Below are 24,197 nucleotides of genomic sequence, written 5' to 3' on the forward strand. Positions count from 1 at the left end.
TTCAAAGAGGTATTTCAGAAGTGTTTTGATTTTGTAAATGTTGATATGCATACAGAAATTCCCGATGGACTTCTTTTTCCGGTAGTTTGAGCTCTTGTGCAATCAGCGCAAACGAAGATTTGTGTTCAAACCGTCTTTTGATGATCTCGAGCTGCTGGCTACTGAGTTGTTCTGACTTCTCTTTTTTAAGTGAAGGTTTTTCCTCCGGATGCTCAAACGAGGTGACTTTAAGAATTTTCCGAAGCTCATCTATGGCTTTGCTTACCTCCGTGCTGATTCCTGTCACGCTGCTTCCCATAGCCTCCGCGATGGGTTTGTACTGGAATCCATATTCAAGGCAAAGTTCTATCAGGTGTTTTCTTTTGGAATTCAGAACGGGTAACACCTTTGTGATTTCATCGAATTTATTTTGATCGGATTCCTGGCTATGTAAATACTCTTTATCTTTCAAGGGATCGTAACCTGCAAGATATTCCTGATAATTCTCAAAACTGTCAAGAGATGCCATAAGTCGGGTGAATTTATTTCTGGGCGCAGTTACATAGGCGATGCAATCCCTCTTCATCACAAAGCGTAGAAAGCCTGTAATGTGATCAGGCGATTCAATGGTGTCGCGGTGCAGCCACAGTTTGAGGAAGGTATCCTGAACAATCGTGTCCACTACGAAATCATCTTTCAACACCTGCCCTCCGACCCAGAAAAGAAGTCTTTTGTAGCGCAGATGAATGTGTTCCAGAGCGATCGGGTTGCCCTTTTTCAGCAGTTCATATAACTGAAGATTGGTCAACTTTCGGGGCAAAGAGTTTGTTCTTTTCATAAGCAATCTGTATTAGCAAAATTATTGCTGGAAGGAACTGCTTATATCTGTTAAGAAGAATTCTACTTACATCTGAACCTTATTTCTTTTAGTTTAGCACAAAAGAAAAAGCGTGGAACTCAACTTACCGACTAGTGGTACTGGCATACCAAGCAACGATAAGCGAGCCCACGCCGAAGTCGTGGGCACATTTACTTATCAACTCGTTGCTTTTTGAAAAGTGCCAGTTTTCCAATCGAGAATCTAAGCAATAGCTTCTATGTTTTTTTGAACTATCGCAAAATTACATCCTTGTAACTTGTCTTACAAATATAATAAAAATAATTTAATTACGGTCGTTCGACCGTAATTTTTTAATAACAAAATATTTCTTTTGTTATATGATTGACATTAACGAGAAAGTTTGCTCTTATATAACTATAAACTGGCTAATTCCGTGGCTTAAAGAAAATAAGTCGCAGAACTCGTTTGCTAAAAATCACGATGTTGAAGAAAGTACTATACGAAAAATAAAAAGTGATAATACTTATAGAATTCCAGTTGAAACACTTTACAGGATTTGCAAAGCGAGAAAAATAACTCTTGAAGAATTTTTTAAACTTATAAATGAATAAAATACCGACGAGAGTTGGTATTTTTTTATAAGAAAATGTGTGGGTGTTTTATATAATCCTTTACCAAGGATGTATCTTCAATTACAACCAGCAGAGTGTTTTTTGAGATAGAAATGCAAAAAAATAATCAATATGCGGATTCCCGTTTTTTCTTTTGTTGTCCTTTAGTTATATTTAACGATTAATTAAAATAACCTGATCAGAAAAGATATAATGGCAACGAAAACAGCTGCAAAAACAAAAAGCACAGAAGAAATCCTTTGGGATTCCGCAAATAAATTACGTGGTTCTGTAGAACCTTCAGAATACAAGCATGTTGTACTGAGTTTAATCTTCTTAAAATTTGCGAGTGATAAATTCATCAAACGTAGAGAAGAATTGATTGCAGAAGGTAAACAAGCCTTCTTAGATATTCCCGAATTTTATCAGGCGGAAAACGTGTTTTATCTTCCTGAAGAATCCCGTTGGACTTTCATTATGGAAAATGCCAAGCAGGAAAATATCACATTGATAGTAGATTCCGCCCTGAAAACCATTGAACGTACCAACAAATCTCTGGAAGGTGCGTTACCCGATAATTATTTTTCCCGTCTTGGACTGGATCAATCTAAATTCTCTGCTTTGTTGGATACCATTAACAATATTGATACCCTGAAAGATGAAGCCCACGATATTGTAGGACGTGTGTACGAATATTTCCTGAGCAAATTTGCCATTGCTGAAGGGAAAGGAAAAGGAGAATTTTATACCCCGAAATCGATTGTTAATCTGATTGCAGAAATGATAGAGCCTTACAAAGGGAAAATCTATGATCCTTCCTGTGGTTCAGGTGGTATGTTTGTACAGTCGCTGAAGTTTATTGAGAAGCATAAAGGAAACAAAAAAGATATTTCTATCTACGGTCAGGAGCTTACCAATACCACCTACAAATTGGCTAAGATGAACCTCGCCATCCGTGGAATTTCTTCTAATCTGGGGAACAAAGCGGCAGATACTTTTGGCGACGACCAGCACAAAGATCTGAAAGCCGACTACATCATGGCAAACCCGCCTTTTAATTTAAAAGACTGGCGTGCAGAAAACGAACTGACTACCGACCCAAGATGGGCAGGTTATGAAGTACCCCCAAAATCCAATGCCAACTATGCGTGGATTCTGAATATGATTTCTAAACTCTCTCAGAATGGCGTTGCCGGATTTATCTTGGCCAACGGTGCTTTGAGTGGCGGTGGCGAAGAATATAAAATAAGGAAACAGATTATCGAAAATGATTTGGTGGAAGCCGTTGTGATTTTACCTCAAAGTATGTTTTATTCTACCGATATTTCGGTAACACTCTGGATTCTGAACCGCAATAAAAATGAGCGAACTTTTGAAGTGAACGATGGTGTAAAAAATTACCGTAACCGAAAAGGCGAAGTGCTGTTTATGGATCTGCGACAGAAAGGAGAACCATTTGAAAAGAAATTTATTCAGTTTGGCGAAGAAGAGATTACGGCTATTGCTACCCATTATCATAACTGGCAACAGCAAGACTGGAAAGTAACCTATCAGGATATTCCTGAATATTCTTACAGTGCGACTCTGGAAGACATCCGCAATAAAGATTATTCTTTAGTACCCAGTAAATATATTGAATTCGTCAACCGTGATGAAAGTCTGGATTATAACGAGCAGATGCAAAGTTTGCAGACAGATTTGAAAGATTTATTTGAACAGGAAAACCAATTGAAAAATGAAGTTTATAATGTTTTTAAAACTTTAGGTTATGAGTTATAGAAAGTTGGGCGATCTTGTCAAATTTATCAGTAACAAAAATACTGATGGAAACGCAACAATATTATTTGGGATTAATATTGATAAATTTTTTATGCCATCTGTGGCAAATATTATTGGTGTTGATTTAAAAAAATATAAAGTTGTAAAAAAATATCAATTTGCTTGCAACCGAATGCACGTTGGTCGTGATGAAAGACTGCCTATTTCGATGTCAACTTTTGATTATGATTTTATAGTTTCTCCAGCTTATGATGTTTTTGAAGTAATTTCTTCTAATGTTTTGCCAGAATATCTGATGTTATGGTTTAGACGTAAAGAATTTGACAGACAATGTTGGTTCTACACCGATGCGGATGTAAGAGGAGGACTTCATTTGGATGCATTAAAGTCTATTGAAATAAAAGTTCCTTCCATCGAAGAACAGCGACAAATTGTTGCGCAATACCAAAGCATAGCTAACAAAATAAAAGTCAACGAGCAGATTTGCGAAAAACTGGAAGCGACTGCGCAGGCCTTGTATAAAAATTGGTTTGTAGATTTTGAGTTTCCAAATGAAGAGGGAAAACCGTATAAATCTTCTGGTGGACAAATGGTTTGGAATGAAGAGCTTGGGAAGGAGATTCCGGAGGGATGGGAAGTTGGAACTATTGGAGATTTAGTTGATACTCAATATGGATTTACTGATAGTGCACATCCATCTAAAGGTACTGCAAAGTTTTTAAGAATCACTGATATAGTGGGAAATTATATAAAATGGGATGATGTTCCTTATTGTAATATACTAACAAAAGATATTTATAAATATTCTGTTGAATTTGGAGATTTCTTGATTAGCCGAACTGGTGCAAATGTTGGGTATGGAAAAATGATTGGAAAACATACGCCCTTGGCTGTCTTTGCGTCATTTCTTGTTAGACTTAAACCAAAATCCACTGTCTATATTTCATATCTATATTGTTTAATTATAAGCAAATTCTATAAAGATTTTGTTTTATCAAATTCAGAAGGCTCTGCACAACCACAAGCAAATGCAAACATTCTTACAAAAATGGATTGCTTAGTTGCTACCAGTGAAGAGTATGAAAAATTCAATGAAGAAATTTTACCAGTAGTACATTTTAAAGAAATTTTAGATATCCAAACCCAAAAACTCACACAACTGCAAAGTTTGTTGTTGTCGCGGTTGGCGGTTGGAGAGGAAGTGAGTGCGTAAATAAAAAACAAAAACTGATAACTATAAAAACTAAAATATGATCAAGAAAATTAATATTAATAATCTTGGATTATTTAAAAATTTTCAATGGGATGTTGCAATTCGAAGTAATCCTGGCAATAATATTATCCCATTGAATAAAGAAAACATTCTTTATGGAAGAAATTATTCCGGAAAAACTACTCTGTCAAGAATAATTAGAGCTTTAGAAACCAAAGAACTATCGCCAAAATACCTTAATCCAGAATTTGAAATTATACTAACTGATAATTCAACGATTGATCAATCTAATTTTCATGAGAATACATTAAACGTAAGATGTTTTAATGAGGACTTTATAAAGGAAAATTTAAGTTTTATTATTAATCCTGATTCAGAGATTAAACCATTCGCTATTCTTGGAGAAAATAGCGAAATAGAAGCACAAATAGAAGCTATTAAAAATGAATTGGGCGACAGTAATGAAGATTCTAAAACTATAAAATACAAAGAATTAGCTGATTTGTCTGAATTGGCTAGCACGCATAATACAGATTTGATAGGGTTAAAAAGAACGTTAGACACTCAATTGACAAATAAAGCAACTGGAAATACCGATAGTATAAAACAACAGCATTTAAAGTTTGGTGACATCAATTATAATAAAACGAAACTACTACACGAAATTAATGAAGTTCTTTTACCAGCATTTACATCTATTGATGCAAATAAAGAAACTACAAATCTTGAGCAGATTAATGAAATAGAAAAAATAAGTGTTGCACACTCTGTCAATTTTATAAATGCTTATGAAAGTGAGTTACCAGAAATAAAAATAGCTTTAGAACAAACTTTATTAGATAATAATAAAATTGCGGAACTATTAGCAAATTCTAGTATAAATGAGTGGGTTAAAAAAGGATATGATATTCATTCAGAAGATAGAAATTGTACTTGTAAGTTTTGTGGTAATCTTATATCAGAATCTCGTTGGACAGAATTAGATAATCATTTTGATGAAGAGTCAAAAAAGCTTGAAGAAACTTTAAACGTTTTTAAAGAAAAAATTGCAAGAGAAATAGATTCTCTTAGTAATATTAAATTAGCAAATAAAGAGCTCTTCTATATTAGTTTTCATAATGAACTTAATGAATGTTCAGAATCATTTAATACTCAAATTTTAAATTATAAAGCAGATTTAGAGTTCTTACTTTCTAAAATTGATGAACGTTTACTTTCAATTCATATTCCAATTATATATGACTACACTACAACTTTTTCGCAAACCGATTTTTCAGCTACAATAGAACTTTATGATGATATTAAGAATCGCAACAACACATATTCAACTGAATTATCAGGAAAAATTTCTGAAGCAAAAAAAGAGCTTAGACTCTTAGAGGTTAAACGTTTTGTAAATACTATTCAATATAGCACCCAATTACAAAATATTTCAAGTAAAGAAACAGAATATACAAGTAAAGAAACAGAAAGAAAAGAAGTAGATGATTATATAAAATTAAAAGAGAAAGAAATTATTGAATTATCACGTCAATTGAATAATGAAGAAGAAGGAGCAAGAAAAGTAAATGATTATCTACAAAATTATTTTGGTCATCAAAACTTGGAATTACAAGCAATTGAAGAAGAAGTAGATTCGGATAAAAAGATTAGGTTTAACATAGTACGGGATGGTAATATTGCCTATCACTTGAGCGAAGGGGAATGTAGCATTATTTCATTTTGCTACTTTATGGCTAAATTAGATGATATTCATACTGCTGGTGAAAAACCCATAATATTGATTGATGATCCTATATCAAGTTTAGACTCAAATCATATTTTTTACGTTTATAGCCTTATAAATAATGAACTATTTGTAAAAAAACGTTTTGAACAAATTTTTATTTCTACACATAATTTGGAATTTTTTAAATATTTAAAAATGTTGAAATTTTCAAAAGTTGATAGGCAGACACAAAGCGAGTATTTTTTAGTCAATAGATTTGAAAACAAATGCAATATTAGTTTAATGCCTTCGTATTTAAAAGATTATGTAACTGAATTCAATTATTTATTTCATCAAATATATAAGTGTGCTAAACACGATACAGTTTCAGATCTAAATCTTGATGTATTCTATAATTTTGGTAATAATTTGAGAAAATTTTTGGAGGTATATTTATTCTACAAATATCCAAGTAAGCTAAATAGTTCGGATGGTAATTCGAGCAATAATAAAAGATTAATTAAATTTTTTGGTGAAAACCAAACTGTTTTGTTAATTGAAAGAATAACAAATGAATTCTCGCACTTAGAAGAAAACTCTGGTAGAAGTACGCAACCAATAGATGTGCCTGAAATGAAAACAGTTGCGGAATTTATTTTATCATCTATTAGACTAAAAGATGAAGAACAATATAACGCTCTTTTGGAAAGTATAGGTATAGCTCAAGTGATTGAACAAGTGACCGTAAATCCAAATTTAAATTAAAGTAAGAATTAAAAGAAAGAACCAATAATGGACGCATCAAAAAAAACAATCAATGATATTTTTAACGGTAACCGTATTTTAGAAATTCCCTTTTTTCAGAGAGCTTACGTTTGGGGTGAAAAACAATGGGAGAGACTCTTAGAAGATATGGAAGCAGTTTCAAAAACGAACAAACCTTATTTTTTAGGTTCCGTAATTCTTAAACAACAACAAACCTCGTCAGCAAGTAAAGTTGGCGATATTCGAACTTTAATCGATGGTCAACAAAGGTTAACAACATTAAATATTTTTTTTAAAGTTCTGTGTTTGAAAAGTGGTAAAAATGCAATGTTTGATAGGACTTTCAGATTAATGACCGATGAATTAGCCTTATCACACAGTCATAATGATATAGATAAGTTTACCGAAGTTTTGTCTGTAAATGATTTAGTTGATTTGCCTGGAGAAGATAATATTACTAAATGCTATGGCTATTTTAAAAAGTCAATCAATGTTGACAATTTAGATTTTCAAAAAATACTTGCAAATATATTATTTGTTGGAATCGACTTAGATCCAAATGAAGATGAACAACAAATATTTGACACAATTAATTCTTTGGGGGTAACATTGACAACTGCTGAGCTTTTGAAAAATTATTTTTTCAACCGTGATATTAAACTTTACGAAAAGTACTGGAAAAACCTTTTTGAAAAGGATGAAGATGTAAAAAAATATTGGGATCGTGAGATAACAGCTGGTCGAGTAAAGAGAACATTTATAGATTTATTTTTTGATGCATTCCTTCAAATCAAGATACAAGACAAAAGTTTCGGCGTAAAAACTGAAGATAAAATTGCTTATGCTCGTGGCGAACATTTGTTTGAATCATATAAAGACTTCATTAAAAATTATCTCGATGGAAACAATAATATATTACTAAATGAAATTAAAGAGTATGCGGAAATATTTGCAAAAAACTTTGATTACGAAATCATTAATAGAGAGATATCTTCAAGCAACCATATAGAAAGATTAAATGCTATAATTTTCGGACTAGATAACAGCACATTGATTTCGTATGTACTCTATGTTTTAAAAAATGTATCAAATACCGTAGAACAAGATGATATATTCCAGTTTCTAGAGTCATACATAATGAGAAGGATGGTTGCACATACAACGAATAAAAATTATAATCAGTTATTTACGGAAAGATTCATAGGTAACAAGATTCTGACTGTTCAAGGTATTAAAGAATTTATTGAAAAAAGTACAGATACATCTACGTTTATTCCGACAAATGAAGAAGTTTTAGAAGGCTTTAATAAATCAATTTTAATCAATAAACAGTCTGCGGGAATTTTATATTTATTAGAATCTAAGCATCGAAAATCTCATCTGCATTCTACAGCTTTGTTAGGAATTAACAAATACAGTTTAGAGCACTTAATGCCAAAAAACTGGTCTAAAAACTGGGGAATATTACCAACCCAAGATGATACCATCAAAAGGAGTCGAAAATTGTTGACACTCGGTAACTTAACGATCATCACGCAGTCCTTAAATTCGTCAATACGGGATTCAGATTGGCAAACAAAAAAAGAAGGAAAAGGTGATAAAAAAGGATTAGAGGACTACGCGTCAGGTCTTGAAACGATGAACAAGTATTTAACACTAAGCATCTGGGATGAGAATGCTATAAATACTAGAGCAAAAGACCTTTATGAGATAGCAGAAAAAGTTTGGGCAATATAGACAGAAAAATGAAATACAACGAATCCCAATTAGAAAAATCATTCATCCATCTTTTGAAAGAAGAAGGTTATGTGTATGTGAATGGCAAAGATGTAGTTCGGGCATCGCATCAGGAGGTTTTGATTCGGGAAGACCTGAGTGATTTTCTGTTGTCACGTTATCCCGATTTGGAAACGATAGAACTGGAAACCCTTATCAATGAATTGGCGTACCAACCTGCATCCAATCTGTATGACAGCAATAAATACATTGGCAAACTCTTGGCAGACGGTCTGATTTTTAAGAGAAACAATCCGGCTAAAAAAGATTTGCACATCCGCTACATCGATATAGATTCAACCAGTCTTTTAAAAACCAATCGCTTTAAGATTGTGAACCAGCTGGAGATTCAGGGAAAAGAATTACGGATTCCGGATTTGATTCTGTATATCAATGGGATTCCGGTGGTGGTTTTTGAGTTTAAAACAACGATAGAAGAAGAGGTTACGATTTATGATGCTTACAAACAACTGAGTATCCGCTACCGAAGAGATATTCCAGAACTGATGAAATACAATGCGTTCTGCATCATCAGCGACGGCGTGAACAACAAAGCTGGTTCTATATTTGCACCTTACGACTTTTTCTACGGTTGGCATAAAATAACAGGCGAAGAAAAGAAAGCACTGACGGGAATTCATACCGCCACCTCCATCGTCCACGGAATGCTGAACAAGCAAAGGCTTTGTGACATTCTGCATCACTTCATTTGGTTTCCCGATACGACTAAAAAAGAAGAAAAAATCCTGTGCCGCTATCCGCAGTACTATGCTGCCAACAAGCTGTTTGACAATATTCAAAAGCACCGCAAACCGGAAGGCGACGGAAAAGGCGGAACTTATTTTGGAGCTACAGGTTGCGGAAAGAGTTACACAATGCTTTACCTTTCCAGACTGTTGATGCGGTCTACGCAATTGGCAAGTCCGACGATCATTATTATTTCTGACCGTACCGATCTGGACGATCAGTTATCAAGAGATTTTACCAACGCCAAAGATTTTATTGGCGATGAAAACATCATTAATATAGAATCAAGAACCGATCTTCGCACAAGATTGCGGGGCAGAGAAAGTGGTGGTGTTTTTCTGACGACTGTTCAGAAATTTGCAGAAGACAGCGAGATTTTGAGCGACCGCACCAATATCATCTGTATTTCCGATGAAGCGCACCGTTCGCAGGTCAATCTGGATTTGAAAGTCCGCATCGATGAAGACGGCGTGAAAAAATCCTATGGTTTTGCCAAATACCTTCACGATTCGCTTCCCAACGCAACGTATGTAGGATTTACAGGAACACCGATTGATAAAACACTGGATGTTTTTGGTCCGGTGGTAGATTCTTACACGATGTTTGAATCTGTGGTAGATGAAATCACAGTTCGTTTAGTTTATGAAGGTCGTGCTGCAAAAGTAAATCTAAACCATTCTAAAGTGGTGGAAATTGAACAGTATTATCAAAATGCGGTTGCAGAAGGCGCTTCGGAATACCACGTGGAAGCCAGCCAAAAAGCGATTGCCAAAATGGAAGTGATTCTGGGTGACCCAGGAAGAATTGAAGCCATTGCACAGGATTTTATTGGCCACTATGAAAAAAGAATCGAGGAGAAAGCGACCGTAGCCGGAAAAGTGATGTTTGTCTGTGCTTCGCGGGAGATTGCTTATAAATTATTCAAAGAAATCATCAAACTAAGACCGGAATGGAATGAGCAAGCCATTGCGGAACATCTGAGCGAGAAAGAACAAAAGGAAATAAAACCCATCGAACGCATCAAAATGGTGATGACCAGAAGCAAAGATGATGAAGAAAGTCTGTGGAATCTTCTCGGAACAAAAGAAGACCGAAAGGAACTGGACAGACAGTTTAAACAGATGCACTCCAACTTCAAAATAGCCATTGTGGTGGATATGTGGCTCACAGGTTTTGATGTTCCGTTTCTCGACACGATTTACATTGATAAACCTTTGCAGACGCATAATTTGATTCAGACGATTTCCCGAGTGAACAGAAAGTTTGAAGGGAAAGACAAAGGTTTGGTGGTAGATTATATCGGCATCAAGAAAAACCTGAACCACGCTTTGGGAATGTTTAACAACACAACAGCAGCCGATGATTTTGAAGAAATTGACAAAGCTGTGATAATCGTAAAAGATCAACTGGAACTTTTGCGACAGTTTTTCTACCAGTTCGATACGACAGATTATTTTACAGGTTCGCCAATTGAACAGTTAAATTGCCTGAACCGCGCTTCTGAAGTTGTGTTGATGACAGAAAAGTCTGAAAAGTTCTTTGTAGATGTGACCAAGAAACTGAAAGCAGCCTACAATCTCACTTGCGGTTCTGAAATCTTTAATGAAAAAGAAACCGATGAGATTCATTTCTACTTTGCCATTAAATCAATTGTTGTAAAACTGACCAAAGGCGATGCTCCTGATACCGCACAGATGAATGCGAAAGTGAGCAAAATGGTGGAAGATGCCATCGTTTCAGAAGGTGTGGAAGAAATTTTTAAACTGGACGACAACAAAGCCAATGCAATTGATTTGTTTAATGATAAGTTTTTGGAGAAAATAGATGCCCTGGAACTGCCGAATACAAAAATCAAAATCCTTGAGAGACTGCTGAAACAAGCCATCTCTGATTTTAAAAAAGTAAACAAGGTAAAAGGCATTGAGTTTTCTGAAAGGCTTCAAAAAATCATCAACAGCTACAACGAGCGAAGTGAAGCCGACCTGCTGGATTACGACGGCATCCAAGCTGATACTTCGGAACAGATTCTCGACCTGATCTTAAAACTTCGTACCGAAATGGCATCGTTTGAAGATCTCGGCATTAACTACGAAGAGAAAGCTTTCTACGATATTCTGGATATGATCTGTAAGCAATACGGTTTTGAATTTGACAAAGACAAAATGCTGGAACTAGCCAGAGAAATCAAAAAGATAGTAGACGACACCGCCAAATTTCCGGACTGGAGCGATAGAGATGATATCAAAGCTCAGTTGAAAATGGAAATTATCGTCAAGCTTCATCAGTTCGGTTATCCACCGATTACGCAGGATGAGGTTTATAAGAATGTGCTGGAGCAGGCGGAGAATTTTAAGAGGAATAGGTAAATATGAATTTAGATATTAAGAAACGCATTGATTCTATTGCGCACCCCGAAGCAATTAAATTATTTTTTGCTTTAATCAATCAATTTATTAAAAACAATGTTATCTCTGAAACTGATGAAAGATTCGTCTTAAATGTAAGGAATGATAATAGAAAGAGGTTTTCTGTTAATTTAAATAGTCGTATGATTCTTTACATTAATGGTGGATATGAGTTCGGTTTTATGATTGATCAAGAGGATTGGAAAAATTTTGAAAATATTACTATTACAAAAAAGGAATCTTTCGAAAAATACGAGCCTGCTGCATTTCTTGTAACTTTCTCTTTCGATGAAGTGGTTGAAAATAGAGATTTGATTACAAAATATTGGTTAAAAAGCTGTAAAGAATATCTGCCAAGCCAGCAAAGATCTCAATATCGAAAACATCATATGCCAGAGCTTTTTAACATTGCAACAAAGAGCGAATTATTAGACAAATATTTAATGGATCCTATAGAAAGCTATTCAAAGTTTCAACAGATAATAATTGATTTTAAGGAGTATATTAAAAGTGAGGATTCAAAATTAAATAATTTTGAAATTTAAAAGATTTATCAAAAATATGTATGGATTTCAGATGCAGAGAGAATAATTGGACAAAGTAGTTTTTGTCACTATGAATTAATAACTAGAGATAAATATCCTGAAAAAATTTGGATAGAACTTCATTTTGATAAGAGATTAAAAAAAGAAATGAAAAAAAATCTCAATTATTTGTTAGATGATGATTTATTTTGGAATAGCGAACACGGAGAGGAATTGAGCTTAGCATTGAAAAAAAATATGGATTTCAATGATGCAGAATTATTTCCCAAACTGGAAAGTGGAATTACTAAGATAGAAGAAAAATTTGGACAAATAGTTAGAGATTTTTATTCCAAAGAAAAAAGTATTGAAGAAGAAAAAATAAAAAGTACAATGCAAAATAAGCCGCTTAATCAAATACTTTACGGTCCACCAGGAACCGGAAAAACATTTAACACCATTAATAAAGCTATCAGCATTGCCAATCCTGAGTTTAATTTAAATGAACATAGGGAAATCTTAAAGAAAGAATATGACCGATTGGTAGAAGCGGAACAAATTGTGTTTACCACTTTTCATCAAAGTATGTCTTATGAAGATTTTATTGAAGGAATAAAACCAGTTATGACAGAAGATGAGGGTGAAGTAAATTATGAAATTCAAGATGGAATCTTCAAAGAAATTTGTAAAACGGCTTCACAGGTAAACGAAATTACAGTTGTTGATAATTTTGAAGATAGTTGGGGAAAACTTATCGAGGTAGTTAAAGAAAATATAGCTGACGATAAACTTGTTAAAATTGGATCGTGGGAGTATGGACTTTCAACAAAGGAATCCCTAAAATATTCATCATTAAATTCTCCATCTCAATATACTTTTACAATAACAAAGCAAAATATTCTGGACACTTATCAGAATAAGCAAGCAAGACCTTCTGGTGCTTTTCAGAAAGATATGGAAGATGTTGTCAATTATATGAAGGCAAATTTACAGTTATCTGACTACAGAGAAAATAACGACAAAAAACAAAATGCGAGCAAAGAAAGGAATTACGTTTTAATCATTGACGAAATAAATCGCGGAAATGTCTCACAAATATTCGGCGAACTCATTACATTAATTGAAGAAAGTAAGCGATTAGGAAATTCAGAAGAATTACAGGTTACACTTCCTTACAGCAAAAAGAAATTCGGTGTTCCTTCAAACCTTTACATTATTGGCACAATGAATACAGCAGACCGAAGTGTGGAAGCATTGGATACAGCATTGCGACGCAGATTCAGTTTTGTAGAAATGATGCCGGATTCAAGTATTGTTGAAGAAGGTGATTTTACAGATCATCAGAGAGTTGCGATTATGAAAAAAATCAATCAGAGAATTGAATTGCTGTTGGACAGAAATTATACTTTGGGACATTCTTATTTTATTAAAAATGATTTTAAGACTTCTTTTAAAAATGAGATTATTCCTCTGTTGCAGGAATATTTCTACAATGACTGTGGTAAAATCGGATTGATTTTAGGAAGAGGTTTTGTAAGAGAGAAAGAAATTTCGAAAGTTAACCATCAAACAATATTTGCTGATTTTGATACAAGAAATGAAATTGAAGTCATCAAATCATACGAATTGATTCCTTTCGAGGAAATAGATTTTGAAAATGCTTTAGACTTGTTACTTGCTTAAGATGCTTAAAAAAGACACAATACAAGTTTTCGAACATAGCTTTTTACCCATTGAGAAAGGAGGTTTTGAGCAACGTCATTTCGTAGCGTTGTCGAAGCTCAACGCTTTACACGATTATCAATATTTTGATTTAAAACATAATGGAGTAGTGTTTAAGCAATTTGTAGGAGTCATTCAAGTGGATAATCTTACGATAGAAATTCTGCCGAAGATTGACCGTTATGAAAATGAAAATAAGGACAATAAAACAAAGTGGCAGAAAGTTCTGATAGAAATGTTGCGTGTGACCAAAAAACTGAAAATTCAACAGGTTGGTCAGGCAAATGTCACCAAACAATCCATCCATCTCCTCGATATTTATTTCGAATGGTTTCTGAATGAAGTGCAATTGCTAATTCATCAAGGTTTAATCAAACAATATTACAAAGAAACTGGAAACGTAAAAGCGTTGAAAGGAAAATTGGAGTTTGCGGGACATATTCAAAAAAATCTTGTTCACAAAGAAAGATTCTACACCACGCATCAAGTTTATGACAAAGACCACTTGATTCATCAGATTCTGGGACAGGCTTTGGAAATTATATCCACCTTATCTAAAGGGAATTATCTCTACAGCAAATGTAAAACGGTACAGCTGGATTTTCCTGAAGTAAAATCCATCAAAGCCAATGAAAATACTTTTACGAAAGTTCCCAAATCGAGAAAGACGGCACCTTATGAAAATGCGTTAGCGATTGCCAGACTGATTATTCTCAACTATGCTCCGAATATTTCAAGTGGTTCAGAAAAAATGTTGGCTTTGCTTTTTGATATGAACAGTCTATGGGAGGAATATGTTTTGGTAAGATTAAAACAAGCTTGTCAGGATAATGATATTACAGTTTACGGTCAAAATTCTAAACCTTTCTGGAACAGCATTACCATTCGTCCAGACATTATTTTGAAAAAAAATAGTAAGGTTGTTTTGATTATTGATACGAAGTGGAAAAATATAGACAATTCAAAACCATCAACACAAGATCTAAGGCAGATGTATGTTTATAACGACTATTGGGATTCTTCAAGATCTTTACTTTTATATCCTTCTCAAAATGCTGAGTTAAATAATGAATCTTTCGTTTTGTTTGATGATAAAATACATTCATGTTCTTTAGGTAAAATTACAGTTATCAATAAATTAGGGGATTTGGATTCTAATATTGCACAAAGTATACTTAATTTAGTTTAGAATGAAAAAAATTGAAGGTTAGTAAGTTTTTTTGGGGTTGAACAATAGTTATTTGAAAAGCAGAAGATGTTCACGGTCTTTTATTAATACCTTATTTGTACCATTAAATCATAACTAATTCATTATCAGTAGTAGTTATTTTTGAAAAAGAAAAATAACTTCTGATAAAAATCGAGAACTTCTCATAGAAAAAGAAATGTTGCTTTCTCAAAAGGACGAAGAAAACCAGAATCTAAAGCAAAAAGTAAATGAATCTTTCGAAGAAGTGGTGCAATTGGCAAAAGACAACAGCCCGGAGTTTTTTACCCGTTTCAAAGAAGTGTATCCTCATGTGGTAACAAAAATTCTACAAATAGATCCTCAACTCAGGGTGACGGAGCTGACCTTATGCGCTTACTTCTTTCTCGGATTTACGCCAAAAGATGTGGCTCTGTACACTTTCAAATCTGTGCACACGGTGAGAAATCGCAGACAAAATCTAAGAAACAAACTCAATGTTCCGACCGATGAGAGTTTTGACCTTTGGTTTAAAAATCTCTGAGAACAGTATTTATTTTAAGGAATGCTATTAATTGCAAGCAGAAGCCATTGTTTCATTAGATTGATCAAAAGATTAAAAAATTCTAGAGATCGAAAATAAATTAGACTGGAATTGCCAATCTGATCCTATCAAGCATCATATCGATATCAAAAGGTTTTGATATGAAATCATCAGGATCACAGAGATTTTTCATTTGGTCAAGATGAGCATGGGCACTCATGATGATCACGGGAATCCCAAGATTGGGCGTACTACTTTTGATGTCTCTACAAAGATTGATGCCAGAGCCATCCGGCAGCATGACATCGAATAGATATAGGTCGGGAATATCATTCTGGTTGCGATTTAAAAATCCATTGACCGTCGAAAATGAACTGACCGCATAATTTTCCGATTCTAAGAAGATCACCAAAAACTCTCTAATGGCCTGATCGTCTTCTACCAAAATAATTTTTCTCATACTTAGACTTAGCAATTAAAGAACCACTAATTCTCTTTAAAGTGATTTTATGCAACTTATTTTGTTTTAATGTCTTAAAAAGTCATTTAGAAAATTCCCTGATTGTTTAAAACCAAAAAAAAAAACACGAATGACGAACGACAAATGAAAAGGTACTGTTATTTTAAATATATTTGAATGAGAAGAATTAAAAAGTCTTCTGCCTTAAAATCCAAGCAAATGATGAATAATAATATTTTTCAATTTTTAGATATGACACAGCTTTTTATCTTACAGTATATTTTAAAGATTTTAAATGGACTTTCTGCTCTTTCTTTCTGCGCTATCGATTTCAACCACGATGAAGATGAGTTGATGACCACAGTACTTTTAATGGGCGCTGCATTTGCATTTTTTGCTTTAATTATTGGGGTCGCGGTTGTGATCATCGTCTCCACAATTTTGTTTTTCCTGATCAGCGGCGGATTGATCTCTGCTTCTGTTCTCGTAGGATTTCAACAGAGATCGGCCAGCAAAGGTTTTAAAACATTTTTCATCCTATTATGCTCTTTGGGAACGTCGGTGATCTCTGTCATTTTCTTTTGGGTGCTCAACTCGGCGAATGATTGGTGGACCGTAGAAGTTGCTTTGTTTGCTGGTTTGTTGGTTGGTATTTTTTGCGGCTGGCTATTGGGTTTGCTAATCTTCCATGCATTCCGAAAGGTTGTCTTGTTTTTGAAAAAGAAATTTGAGAATCGAGGGAATCAAAAAAGCATTCCATAAGTTTTAGATGGTAACATCACAGCAAACTTAAATACAAAAAAAGGAGATAGAATAATTGATTATTTTATCTCCTTTCTTGATTTTAATGCTAATTAAAATGCCTAGCTGATGCTTTCCAAAGTTTCAAATTTTGCATATGAAGCTTTCAGATGATGAAGCTGATCCAAAACCAGCGTCGTACTTTCTGGGCATAAATCGCCACTTTCCAACGCATTGTCGTAAGCGTCTATTGCTGCCTTTTCTCCGAACACCACATTCTCCAATGTTGATTCATCTTTGTCTTTTGTGAAGGTATTCTTCACGTCGATCCAAGCTCTGTGGAACGCGCCTGAAACACTCGTCGTGTTGTCAGGATCACCACCTTTGGCTGTGATGAGATCAATCAGGTCTTGCTTCATATCCCAACTTTCGGCAACCATATCGTCGTAGGCTGGTCTTAGTTCGGAATAGTTATCCCATACTTTGTCTGCAACTTTGGCAAATCCTGCAATTCTGTCATTTGTGATATTCAGCAGGTCATTGAGTACTGAAATTGTTTTGTCGTTGTTCATAATGATAATGATTTAGTGTACTGAATATTTTACAAGATTGATGCCTGCGCTACGTCCAGAATCCTATTTGTGAAAACATTATGCTTTTCGGTCGATTTTATAATGCTTGAACCTATTAGGCTAGCAAAAAATTAATAGTAACTTTAAAATCTGATTAAAAAATATTACAATCTATCATTTTGTTGTAACAGCGAGTGATAGTTGAAATGGTACGAAAGATGATTTGAATCTTTTATAATCTAACTAATGGTGTTTGGAATAAGTGGCTGATGAATAGTAATTTAAACTAAAATTAATATTGCTTATGAACAATTCTCTATTAAGAATAAAAGTACAGCTTATTATCTCTGTTCTGTTTGTTTTTTCATGCGGCGAAGCTGGAAAACAAAAAGTCATTAAAAAAGTGAGCGATACGGCCACAACCGTACAAAAGGTAGATGCTGTCCAAACAAGTCTTAAAAATTTACCAAAAAAAGAAATCCAAAATTCTCCGAAAAATAGAGTAGAAGGTAAAACCTATGTTGGGCAGTTGAGCCAGTCGTGCGCATTGACCAGCAATGGCGCATACTATGTTTATATGCTCTTGCAATTAAAGTTTGATCATGACCATGTGACAGTAACGAATCTACGAGTGGCCTCTAGCCTTCGCATTATTAATGAAAAAAACTATACTTATCAAATCAATGGCAATCAGATATTGATTGATGGCTTAGAAGATTTTAAATCATTTAAAATTAAAAACGACAAATTGATCGGTACCAACCGCAGTGATTCCACCATTGAATTTTTGACTGGAAAAGGTTCTTTCTTTGATCGATAAATTTATAATGAAATATTTTATTTTCCGCCTTTGATTATTATTCTATTTAGTTAATCAATCGGAATGATCACTGAGAACGTGGTTCCTTCTTCTTTGGAACTATTCACCTGGATGGTACCGTTATGAAGTTCAATAATTTCTTTAGAAAGATAAAGTCCAATGCCAAATCCGGAGATAGACCTACTTTTCATATCCTTCACCCTGTAATAACGGTCGAAGATGCGATGTTGGTCATTTTCGGATATGCCTATTCCTTGGTCATGAACATTGATCTTCAAAGTGCTTTCATCAACTTTAAGATATTCTACTGTGATCATGGTCCCAGGTGGCGAATATTTGATTGCATTTCCGATGAGATTATGAAGGACTTGCGATATCTTTTCGCGATCCGCGTGAATCTGAGTTTGTCCAGCTGCTTTAAAGATAAAATGACGCGTATCGTTGGCTGAAAGTACTTCGTCCTCGATCTCTGAGAATAGCGTCTGAAAGTCAAAAGCTCTTTTTTCGATGTGCAATTGTCCAGAGTCAAGTCTTGATACATTCAGAAAACCGTTGATCATGCTATTCATGTAATCCGCCTGCTTCAAACATTTTTCCAATATGTTTTGCTGTTTGGAGTCTTGCCCGCTGGTTTCCAAACGTTGCAAGATCTGGATATATGCCTTCAGCGACGTCAGTGGTGTTTTGAGCTCGTGGCTGACCATTCCCATGAAATCATCCTTTCGTTCCTCCTCCTTTTTCTGTCTTGTGATATCCCGCAGCGTACCATTGAGGCTTATTGGATTGCCTTCTTTATCATAGAAAACCCTTCCGCTGGCCTGTAGTAGACGGATCTTTTTGTCTATTTTATTCTGGATCCTATATTCGATGGAATAGTGACCATCGGAATCTTTGGAAAGCGAATTGGTGATAGCTATAGTGACGCGGTCCTGATCCTCTGGTAAGATGGCCGCCAATGCAACGGACAAGTCTAGATTTTCTTCCGACGACAATCCGAACCAACTTTTCAATAGATTATTCCCGGAAAACAAGTTGGTTGCGGGTTGATAATAGAAAGTTGCAAGCTCACCCGCGTCTATGGCTAGGGCCAACATCTGCTGGTCATTTTCATTCTTTCGGCGCGCCAGAACTTGTTCGGTGATCTCCTCGATGATGACAAGAACACCCGAGATCTCACCATTTTCCGCAAAAATTGGTTGATATATGGAATTCACGATGGCTTCTCTCAATCCATCATTGTGGCGTAAGTTGACCGTGAATTCTGTATTTATCTTAGCTTTTCCGCTTTGGTAGACTTCTTTCAGCCATTTATTGACCGGTTGGCCTTTCAACTCTGGTCTTGCATTTTCATGTGGACGACCGATAACTTCGGATTCATTACGACCCCAAATTGTAAGAATGGCTGGATTGGCAATCTCGATGATATGGTCCGGACCTTTTAACATCCCAATTCCAACTGGTGCTTGCTCTATGATCGTTCGGATATATTCCCTGCTTTGGTCAAGTTGCTGCATCGACCTGTTGAGTTCTTCGTTGGTCGATGTCAGTTCTTCAAGCGTTGCGGCCATCTCCTCGTTGAGCGCGTTTTCCTTTAATTCTTTCTCCTTGATCTGTTGCAGGAATTCTCGGCGAGATGTCACCTCAAGTGCCGTGTTGAGTATGCACCATGTTTTATTATTAGAGTCGACAAGTGCCTTATATTCATAATCGAAATAGTCCAGCGTTTCCACGCCGTCCTTAATCAATTTTGCAGGTGCTTCATACACAGAATAAGTTTTGCCAGAACGCCAAACTTCCTGCAACAATTCTAGAAAGGGCTGTCCTTCCAATTCGGGAATTGCCTCCAGCAATGGTTTTCCAATCACGGATTCATCTTTGCCCCAGAGGGCCAGCATGCCTTCGTTAGCAAAACGGATGATCACATCTTCCCCGGAATATATCGCTGTTGGTGCAGGAGATGCGACAAGTGCCTGGATGATCATCTCCTGACTGAACTCTTTATCGGACAAATTTTCTCTGGTAATCATAGATGTGACAAAGATATGGAAAAGTCTTTTTAATGCTTACAAAAGAGTTAATGTAAAATTTTATTAATATTATTATAGATAATGTTTTATTGTTGATATATTAGCATGTTAATTGTAATATGTTTGTTAAATAAAGTAAAATGCTTAAGATATATAGTTTATCCTTGTTTTTCTGTACTGTGTTATTATATGGACAAAACACGGTCTCAAAAGTAGCATCCAATGATTCCTCATCGAACATAAATGATGCTAACTTAACTTTGAGAACAGAAGAGATGATGACCCCCAGTGATAAAAATAATTATCAACAGTTGGTCGAAGATCATACGCATGCTCCCAATAGCTATATCTTTTATGTTGATGGTCTTTTGCCAGATGGTACGAAAACTGACGGACTTTACATTCCTATTGCAAAAGCCTATCAAATGTGGCAAAAAGGGAGATATATGCAGAACGACGCTGGTTCCTATACGCCGATCGATCAAAATGGTCAGCAGGCTGCCACGGTGTTTTGGGAAGATGTGAATGGCTTGATCAGTTCCACTTCTATTGAGGGAGCAGGTGAGAGCGCCAAAATTAAAATTATAATTGATAAAACCAAAGGTGAAGGTAATGCCAGCATCGCATTCGAGGTCGATGGCGTGATCTATTGGACCTGGCATGTTTGGGTGACGGACAATCCTGAGGACGGCGCACTTTATGGACAAGGTTTTGAAACTGATATTCAGAACCAGACTTTCACGCCAAAATATATGGATCGGAATCTTGGCGCAACCAACGCCAGCTTTCTTGGTCACGACTGGCACAAGTCTGGAGGCATGATGTACCAATGGGGAAGGAAAGATCCAGTACCGCCATTGGAATACAAAGACGGCTCATTCTATGAAGTGACTGGCGATGTCGGAAGCAGAAGACATGCCTATGCAACTTTGCAGTCCGCTCCAATATCTGTAAAACAAAGAGGAAATGATACTGGTACGAATAACATTAATGGAAATATCAGATATTCCATCAATAATCCGATTGACATCATTACGCATGGTACAAACGATGGAACTTGGTTTTCCAACCAGCAATATAAAAGCAACAATTCCAATGCGGATCTAATAGAAACTTGGGATCTATGGTCTGACAACAGAAAAGGTCTTCATAGCAATGCATCGAGTAATATCATTTCATTAGCGGTGGATAGTAAGTCGTATGAGATAAAATCTGAATATGATCCTTGCCCAAATGGGTGGCGAGTTCCTTCTCACTATGGAAGAACTACTGTCAATAACAACCTCAATCCATTAGGAAGAAAAAACAGTGGATTCAATGATGACACGAATGTCGCTTACAGTCAGGTTTTGCCTAATTCCATCAATGCGGCGCTGATCGGTGTGAAAGTTTATCCTGGCAGAGGAATAGACTTCAATAGAACTGATAATAGAAAAATAGGATTGATGCCAACCACGGGAAATTATATCTTTTATGCTGCAAATGGTGGAAATCCTGCACAAGTTGTTTATCAAGATCAAGCCTCTGATGGCATTTTGCTTAATGCCACTTACGGCATCGGTGGTGCGAGAGGTACCATTATCCGCAATGATCCTACAAGAGCAGACGTTTCCACCACCGGTTGGAACGGGATCTACGTCAATCAAACCTTCAAAACAAATGGTTTGGGAGCGGTAAGATGTATGAAAGACCCAAACATGGCACAATTACCTGAATTTTACAACACGGAATATGTTTTGTCCACAGATGTTGACGCAACAGATTATAAAGCATGGACAAAGGAGTCTAATAGTTTTGTGGTCATGACAGGTGATGAAAATGATAATCTGTCACAAGACAGAGAGTTGGTCATCAGTCTTAAAAAAGCTTATGCTATGCACAAACTCTACCTTTCTGAAAATAATCAACTTCCTTCGGGAAATGTCGAAACGGGAAGTGTGGTATGGACCGATAACCAAAGTTTGATCAAAAAAATTCAAATTGTTGGGACCTATCCAAATCAGCAAATGAAGGTGACAATCGCTGCGAAGAAAAAAGGGAATGCTGTAGTAGCCTTCCATAAGGGTAATAGCGGTGTTTGGGGAGTGACAAATCCTGATAAGGTTTTGTGGAGCTGGCACATTTGGGCGCCGGTTACAAATCCGCTGTCTGAGGAAAATCAAATTACCTATACCACCGAATCTATTGAGAATGGCGGAATCATCCCAACTACGAACGAGCAGATTGTACATCCTGCAAAAGGAGGAACACCTCTTACAACTACTTTTATGGATAGGAATCTCGGCGCTTTGCATGAGTTGCCATCTGAATTGTTGAGACCAGATCTTGCGACAGAATTGAAGTCCAAAACTCAAATCCAACAGTCTGGAGGTCTTCATTATCAATGGGGAAGGAAAGATCCTTTGCCAACATTCCACAATCCTGGTGGAACCCAATACATCTCTGCTCACGCGAATAGTGTGCAAGTGGCTGCGACTTATAATGTTTATAGACAGATTGGTATAGATGCTAATAACAATGTTATTTTAGGTGTGTCAAATCCTGTTACTGACGCACTCTTTTCTTCCACAGATAATACCGGATATTCAAGAGAGTGGAACGTTTACAGGTCAGCTGCAGGAATCGCTAATTCAGATCCTAAGAACGAAAAGATTAGAAAAGTCATAAAATATAGCACTGAGAATCCAATGCAATTCCTATTCAGATCCAAAACTGGCAATGAGCTAGGAATGGAAGATGCCGGAACTCTTTTCATCAAATCACAACAGGTAAAAGATTGGATATCCGATGAAAATGGACTGGCGCAAGACAGATGGGGACATGCCACAGAAAAATCAGTTTATGACCCTTGCCCGGGAGGTTGGAGAGTGCCAGATACTGCGAATGCCAACCTTTTTGCTGCGGGCAACAATGGTTCGTATGCAAAAGGCTCATCACCTTGGTTCTATAATGGTTACAATACTTCCGGGACTTTTGCTAATTACGGTATCGTTCAAAGCACAATTGCAGATCTCACGGGAAGCTCTGTGAACAATGCTGTAAATGCGAGACAATATCCAGGCTACACACTTTCCATCACAACAGAGACTACAGCGCCTACCAGTAGGTCCGGATGGGTTTTCAGTTTTCCTGGATCGAAATATGATATTGGTAATATTCCAACGACAGGAATACGTGGAATTCTGGGTGGGAACGACTGGAAAAATGCCAGAAGCGACTATCCAAATGCCGACAATTACAGATATCAGACCGGACTTTGGACGAGTTCGCCTGCTGATTTCTACACGGGATATGCAATCGGGCTCAATATCAGCAGTACATCTGGATTTGGAGGAAAATTGGCATCAGGAACCGGATTTTATCCGCAAGCTGCGATGGGCGTAAGATGTGTAAAGGATACAGAAAGATATATGGCGGATCTGCCTTATACAGAAAATTCAGAAGAAACAACGCTTAATACGGTGATCACAATAAAGGATCAAAACAATGCTGATCTTCAAATTTATCCGAATCCTGTAAAAGATGTTATGAACCTTGTTTCAAAAAACAACATTGGGCGTGATTCTGCATTTGTGATCTTCAACGCAGCAGGAGGAATTGTAAAACAAGGCCGCTTCAGTAATGGTAGCATTAATATTGCGAATTTGCCTAGTGGCGTTTACATGTTGACCATCGAAGATTCTCCGAAAGCTTTTAAGGTGATCAAAAAATAAGCTGATGAGGAAGTGGTTAATTTTTCAATTTCCGAAATTATTTTATAAATTTAAAATAGAGACG

General features: G+C 35.9%; 17 protein-coding genes. 13 read left to right on the plus strand and 4 right to left on the minus strand.

The features are described 5' to 3' along the window. Position 1 precedes the first annotated feature (1 nt). Complete coding sequence (locus BMW39_RS14060) at positions 2 to 817, minus strand: RNA polymerase sigma factor (RefSeq protein ID WP_051879868.1); 816 nt, start codon at positions 815 to 817, stop codon at positions 2 to 4. A gap of 380 nt (positions 818 to 1,197) precedes the next feature. On the opposite strand from BMW39_RS14060, the gene BMW39_RS14065 reads away from it, so the two are divergent. The 10 genes from BMW39_RS14065 to BMW39_RS14110 all read left to right on the plus strand — a co-directional run bounded on the left by BMW39_RS14065 (position 1,198) and on the right by BMW39_RS14110 (position 15,800). Continuing rightward, positions 1,198 to 1,431: a helix-turn-helix domain-containing protein gene (locus BMW39_RS14065; RefSeq protein ID WP_034974373.1), complete on the plus strand. Its 234-nt coding sequence runs from the start codon at positions 1,198 to 1,200 to the stop codon at positions 1,429 to 1,431. A 213-nt stretch (positions 1,432 to 1,644) separates the two neighbouring features. Continuing rightward, complete coding sequence (locus BMW39_RS14070; RefSeq protein WP_034974374.1) at positions 1,645 to 3,210, plus strand: type I restriction-modification system subunit M; 1,566 nt, start codon at positions 1,645 to 1,647, stop codon at positions 3,208 to 3,210. Beyond that, a complete protein-coding gene (locus tag BMW39_RS14075) occupies positions 3,200 to 4,423 on the plus strand; it encodes a restriction endonuclease subunit S (RefSeq protein ID WP_074719354.1) in 1,224 nt (407 codons plus the stop codon). The genes BMW39_RS14070 and BMW39_RS14075 overlap by 11 nt, the downstream gene beginning before the upstream one ends. A 37-nt stretch (positions 4,424 to 4,460) precedes the next feature. Continuing rightward, the gene (locus BMW39_RS14080; RefSeq protein ID WP_034974376.1) at positions 4,461 to 6,896 is read left to right on the plus strand and encodes an AAA family ATPase; all 2,436 of its coding nucleotides are present in this window, start codon (positions 4,461 to 4,463) and stop codon (positions 6,894 to 6,896) included. A gap of 27 nt (positions 6,897 to 6,923) precedes the next feature. Continuing rightward, a complete protein-coding gene (locus BMW39_RS14085; RefSeq protein WP_034974377.1) occupies positions 6,924 to 8,633 on the plus strand; it encodes a DUF262 domain-containing protein in 1,710 nt (569 codons plus the stop codon). An 8-nt stretch (positions 8,634 to 8,641) separates the two neighbouring features. Continuing rightward, positions 8,642 to 11,785: a type I restriction endonuclease subunit R gene (locus BMW39_RS14090; protein ID WP_034974379.1), complete on the plus strand. Its 3,144-nt coding sequence runs from the start codon at positions 8,642 to 8,644 to the stop codon at positions 11,783 to 11,785. Between the two features lie 2 nt (positions 11,786 to 11,787). Further along, positions 11,788 to 12,369, plus strand: coding sequence for a hypothetical protein (locus BMW39_RS14095; protein WP_034974381.1), 582 nt, complete (start codon positions 11,788 to 11,790; stop codon positions 12,367 to 12,369). A 147-nt stretch (positions 12,370 to 12,516) separates the two neighbouring features. Beyond that, positions 12,517 to 14,031, plus strand: a complete 1,515-nt coding sequence (locus BMW39_RS14100; protein ID WP_051879869.1) for an McrB family protein — start codon at positions 12,517 to 12,519, stop codon at positions 14,029 to 14,031. Position 14,032: 1 nt separating this feature from the next. Continuing rightward, on the plus strand, positions 14,033 to 15,259 hold the full coding sequence (locus tag BMW39_RS14105; protein WP_034974382.1) for an McrC family protein: 1,227 nt from the start codon (positions 14,033 to 14,035) through the stop codon (positions 15,257 to 15,259). Positions 15,260 to 15,455: 196 nt separating this feature from the next. Beyond that, positions 15,456 to 15,800: a helix-turn-helix transcriptional regulator gene (locus BMW39_RS14110; protein WP_034974383.1), complete on the plus strand. Its 345-nt coding sequence runs from the start codon at positions 15,456 to 15,458 to the stop codon at positions 15,798 to 15,800. A gap of 100 nt (positions 15,801 to 15,900) precedes the next feature. Here BMW39_RS14110 and BMW39_RS14115 read toward each other — a convergent pair whose 3' ends face one another. Continuing rightward, positions 15,901 to 16,260 (minus strand): response regulator transcription factor, encoded by a 360-nt coding sequence (locus tag BMW39_RS14115; protein WP_034974384.1) that lies wholly within the window; start codon positions 16,258 to 16,260, stop codon positions 15,901 to 15,903. 177 nt (positions 16,261 to 16,437) lie between these two features. Between BMW39_RS14115 and BMW39_RS14120 the strand changes: the two genes are divergently transcribed. Next, positions 16,438 to 17,022 carry a hypothetical protein gene (locus BMW39_RS14120; protein ID WP_034974385.1) on the plus strand — a complete coding sequence of 195 codons (585 nt, stop codon included), beginning with the start codon at positions 16,438 to 16,440 and terminating at the stop codon, positions 17,020 to 17,022. Positions 17,023 to 17,123: 101 nt separating this feature from the next. On the opposite strand, the gene BMW39_RS14125 is transcribed toward BMW39_RS14120, so the two are convergent. Further along, a complete protein-coding gene (locus BMW39_RS14125) occupies positions 17,124 to 17,573 on the minus strand; it encodes a ferritin-like domain-containing protein (protein ID WP_034974386.1) in 450 nt (149 codons plus the stop codon). A 304-nt stretch (positions 17,574 to 17,877) separates the two neighbouring features. Here BMW39_RS14125 and BMW39_RS14130 point away from each other — a divergent pair, with 304 nt between their 5' ends. Then, a complete protein-coding gene (locus tag BMW39_RS14130; RefSeq protein WP_034974387.1) occupies positions 17,878 to 18,393 on the plus strand; it encodes a hypothetical protein in 516 nt (171 codons plus the stop codon). A 50-nt stretch (positions 18,394 to 18,443) separates the two neighbouring features. On the opposite strand, the gene BMW39_RS14135 is transcribed toward BMW39_RS14130, so the two are convergent. Further along, entirely contained in the window at positions 18,444 to 20,420 is a 1,977-nt protein-coding gene (locus tag BMW39_RS14135) for a PAS domain-containing sensor histidine kinase (protein ID WP_051879870.1), read from the minus strand. Positions 20,421 to 20,560: 140 nt separating this feature from the next. On the opposite strand from BMW39_RS14135, the gene BMW39_RS14140 reads away from it, so the two are divergent. Further along, complete coding sequence (locus tag BMW39_RS14140) at positions 20,561 to 24,133, plus strand: T9SS type A sorting domain-containing protein (RefSeq protein WP_086045762.1); 3,573 nt, start codon at positions 20,561 to 20,563, stop codon at positions 24,131 to 24,133. Positions 24,134 to 24,197 lie beyond the last annotated feature (64 nt).

This window comes from Epilithonimonas lactis (assembly GCF_900110605.1).
Lineage (GTDB): Bacteria > Bacteroidota > Bacteroidia > Flavobacteriales > Weeksellaceae > Epilithonimonas > Epilithonimonas lactis.

Excerpts from the sequence above, each read along its gene's own strand:
- BMW39_RS14060 (WP_051879868.1), bottom strand. The coding sequence starts at position 817 with ATGAAAAGAACAAACTCTTTGCCCCGAAAGTTGACCAATCTTCAGTTA.
- BMW39_RS14065 (WP_034974373.1), top strand. The coding sequence starts at position 1,198 with ATGATTGACATTAACGAGAAAGTTTGCTCTTATATAACTATAAACTGG.
- BMW39_RS14070 (WP_034974374.1), top strand. The coding sequence starts at position 1,645 with ATGGCAACGAAAACAGCTGCAAAAACAAAAAGCACAGAAGAAATCCTT.
- BMW39_RS14075 (WP_074719354.1), top strand. The coding sequence starts at position 3,200 with ATGAGTTATAGAAAGTTGGGCGATCTTGTCAAATTTATCAGTAACAAA.
- BMW39_RS14080 (WP_034974376.1), top strand. The coding sequence starts at position 4,461 with ATGATCAAGAAAATTAATATTAATAATCTTGGATTATTTAAAAATTTT.
- BMW39_RS14085 (WP_034974377.1), top strand. The coding sequence starts at position 6,924 with ATGGACGCATCAAAAAAAACAATCAATGATATTTTTAACGGTAACCGT.
- BMW39_RS14090 (WP_034974379.1), top strand. The coding sequence starts at position 8,642 with ATGAAATACAACGAATCCCAATTAGAAAAATCATTCATCCATCTTTTG.
- BMW39_RS14095 (WP_034974381.1), top strand. The coding sequence starts at position 11,788 with ATGAATTTAGATATTAAGAAACGCATTGATTCTATTGCGCACCCCGAA.
- BMW39_RS14100 (WP_051879869.1), top strand. The coding sequence starts at position 12,517 with ATGAAAAAAAATCTCAATTATTTGTTAGATGATGATTTATTTTGGAAT.
- BMW39_RS14105 (WP_034974382.1), top strand. The coding sequence starts at position 14,033 with ATGCTTAAAAAAGACACAATACAAGTTTTCGAACATAGCTTTTTACCC.
- BMW39_RS14110 (WP_034974383.1), top strand. The coding sequence starts at position 15,456 with ATGTTGCTTTCTCAAAAGGACGAAGAAAACCAGAATCTAAAGCAAAAA.
- BMW39_RS14115 (WP_034974384.1), bottom strand. The coding sequence starts at position 16,260 with ATGAGAAAAATTATTTTGGTAGAAGACGATCAGGCCATTAGAGAGTTT.
- BMW39_RS14120 (WP_034974385.1), top strand. The coding sequence starts at position 16,438 with ATGAGAAGAATTAAAAAGTCTTCTGCCTTAAAATCCAAGCAAATGATG.
- BMW39_RS14125 (WP_034974386.1), bottom strand. The coding sequence starts at position 17,573 with ATGAACAACGACAAAACAATTTCAGTACTCAATGACCTGCTGAATATC.
- BMW39_RS14130 (WP_034974387.1), top strand. The coding sequence starts at position 17,878 with ATGAACAATTCTCTATTAAGAATAAAAGTACAGCTTATTATCTCTGTT.
- BMW39_RS14135 (WP_051879870.1), bottom strand. The coding sequence starts at position 20,420 with ATGATTACCAGAGAAAATTTGTCCGATAAAGAGTTCAGTCAGGAGATG.
- BMW39_RS14140 (WP_086045762.1), top strand. The coding sequence starts at position 20,561 with ATGCTTAAGATATATAGTTTATCCTTGTTTTTCTGTACTGTGTTATTA.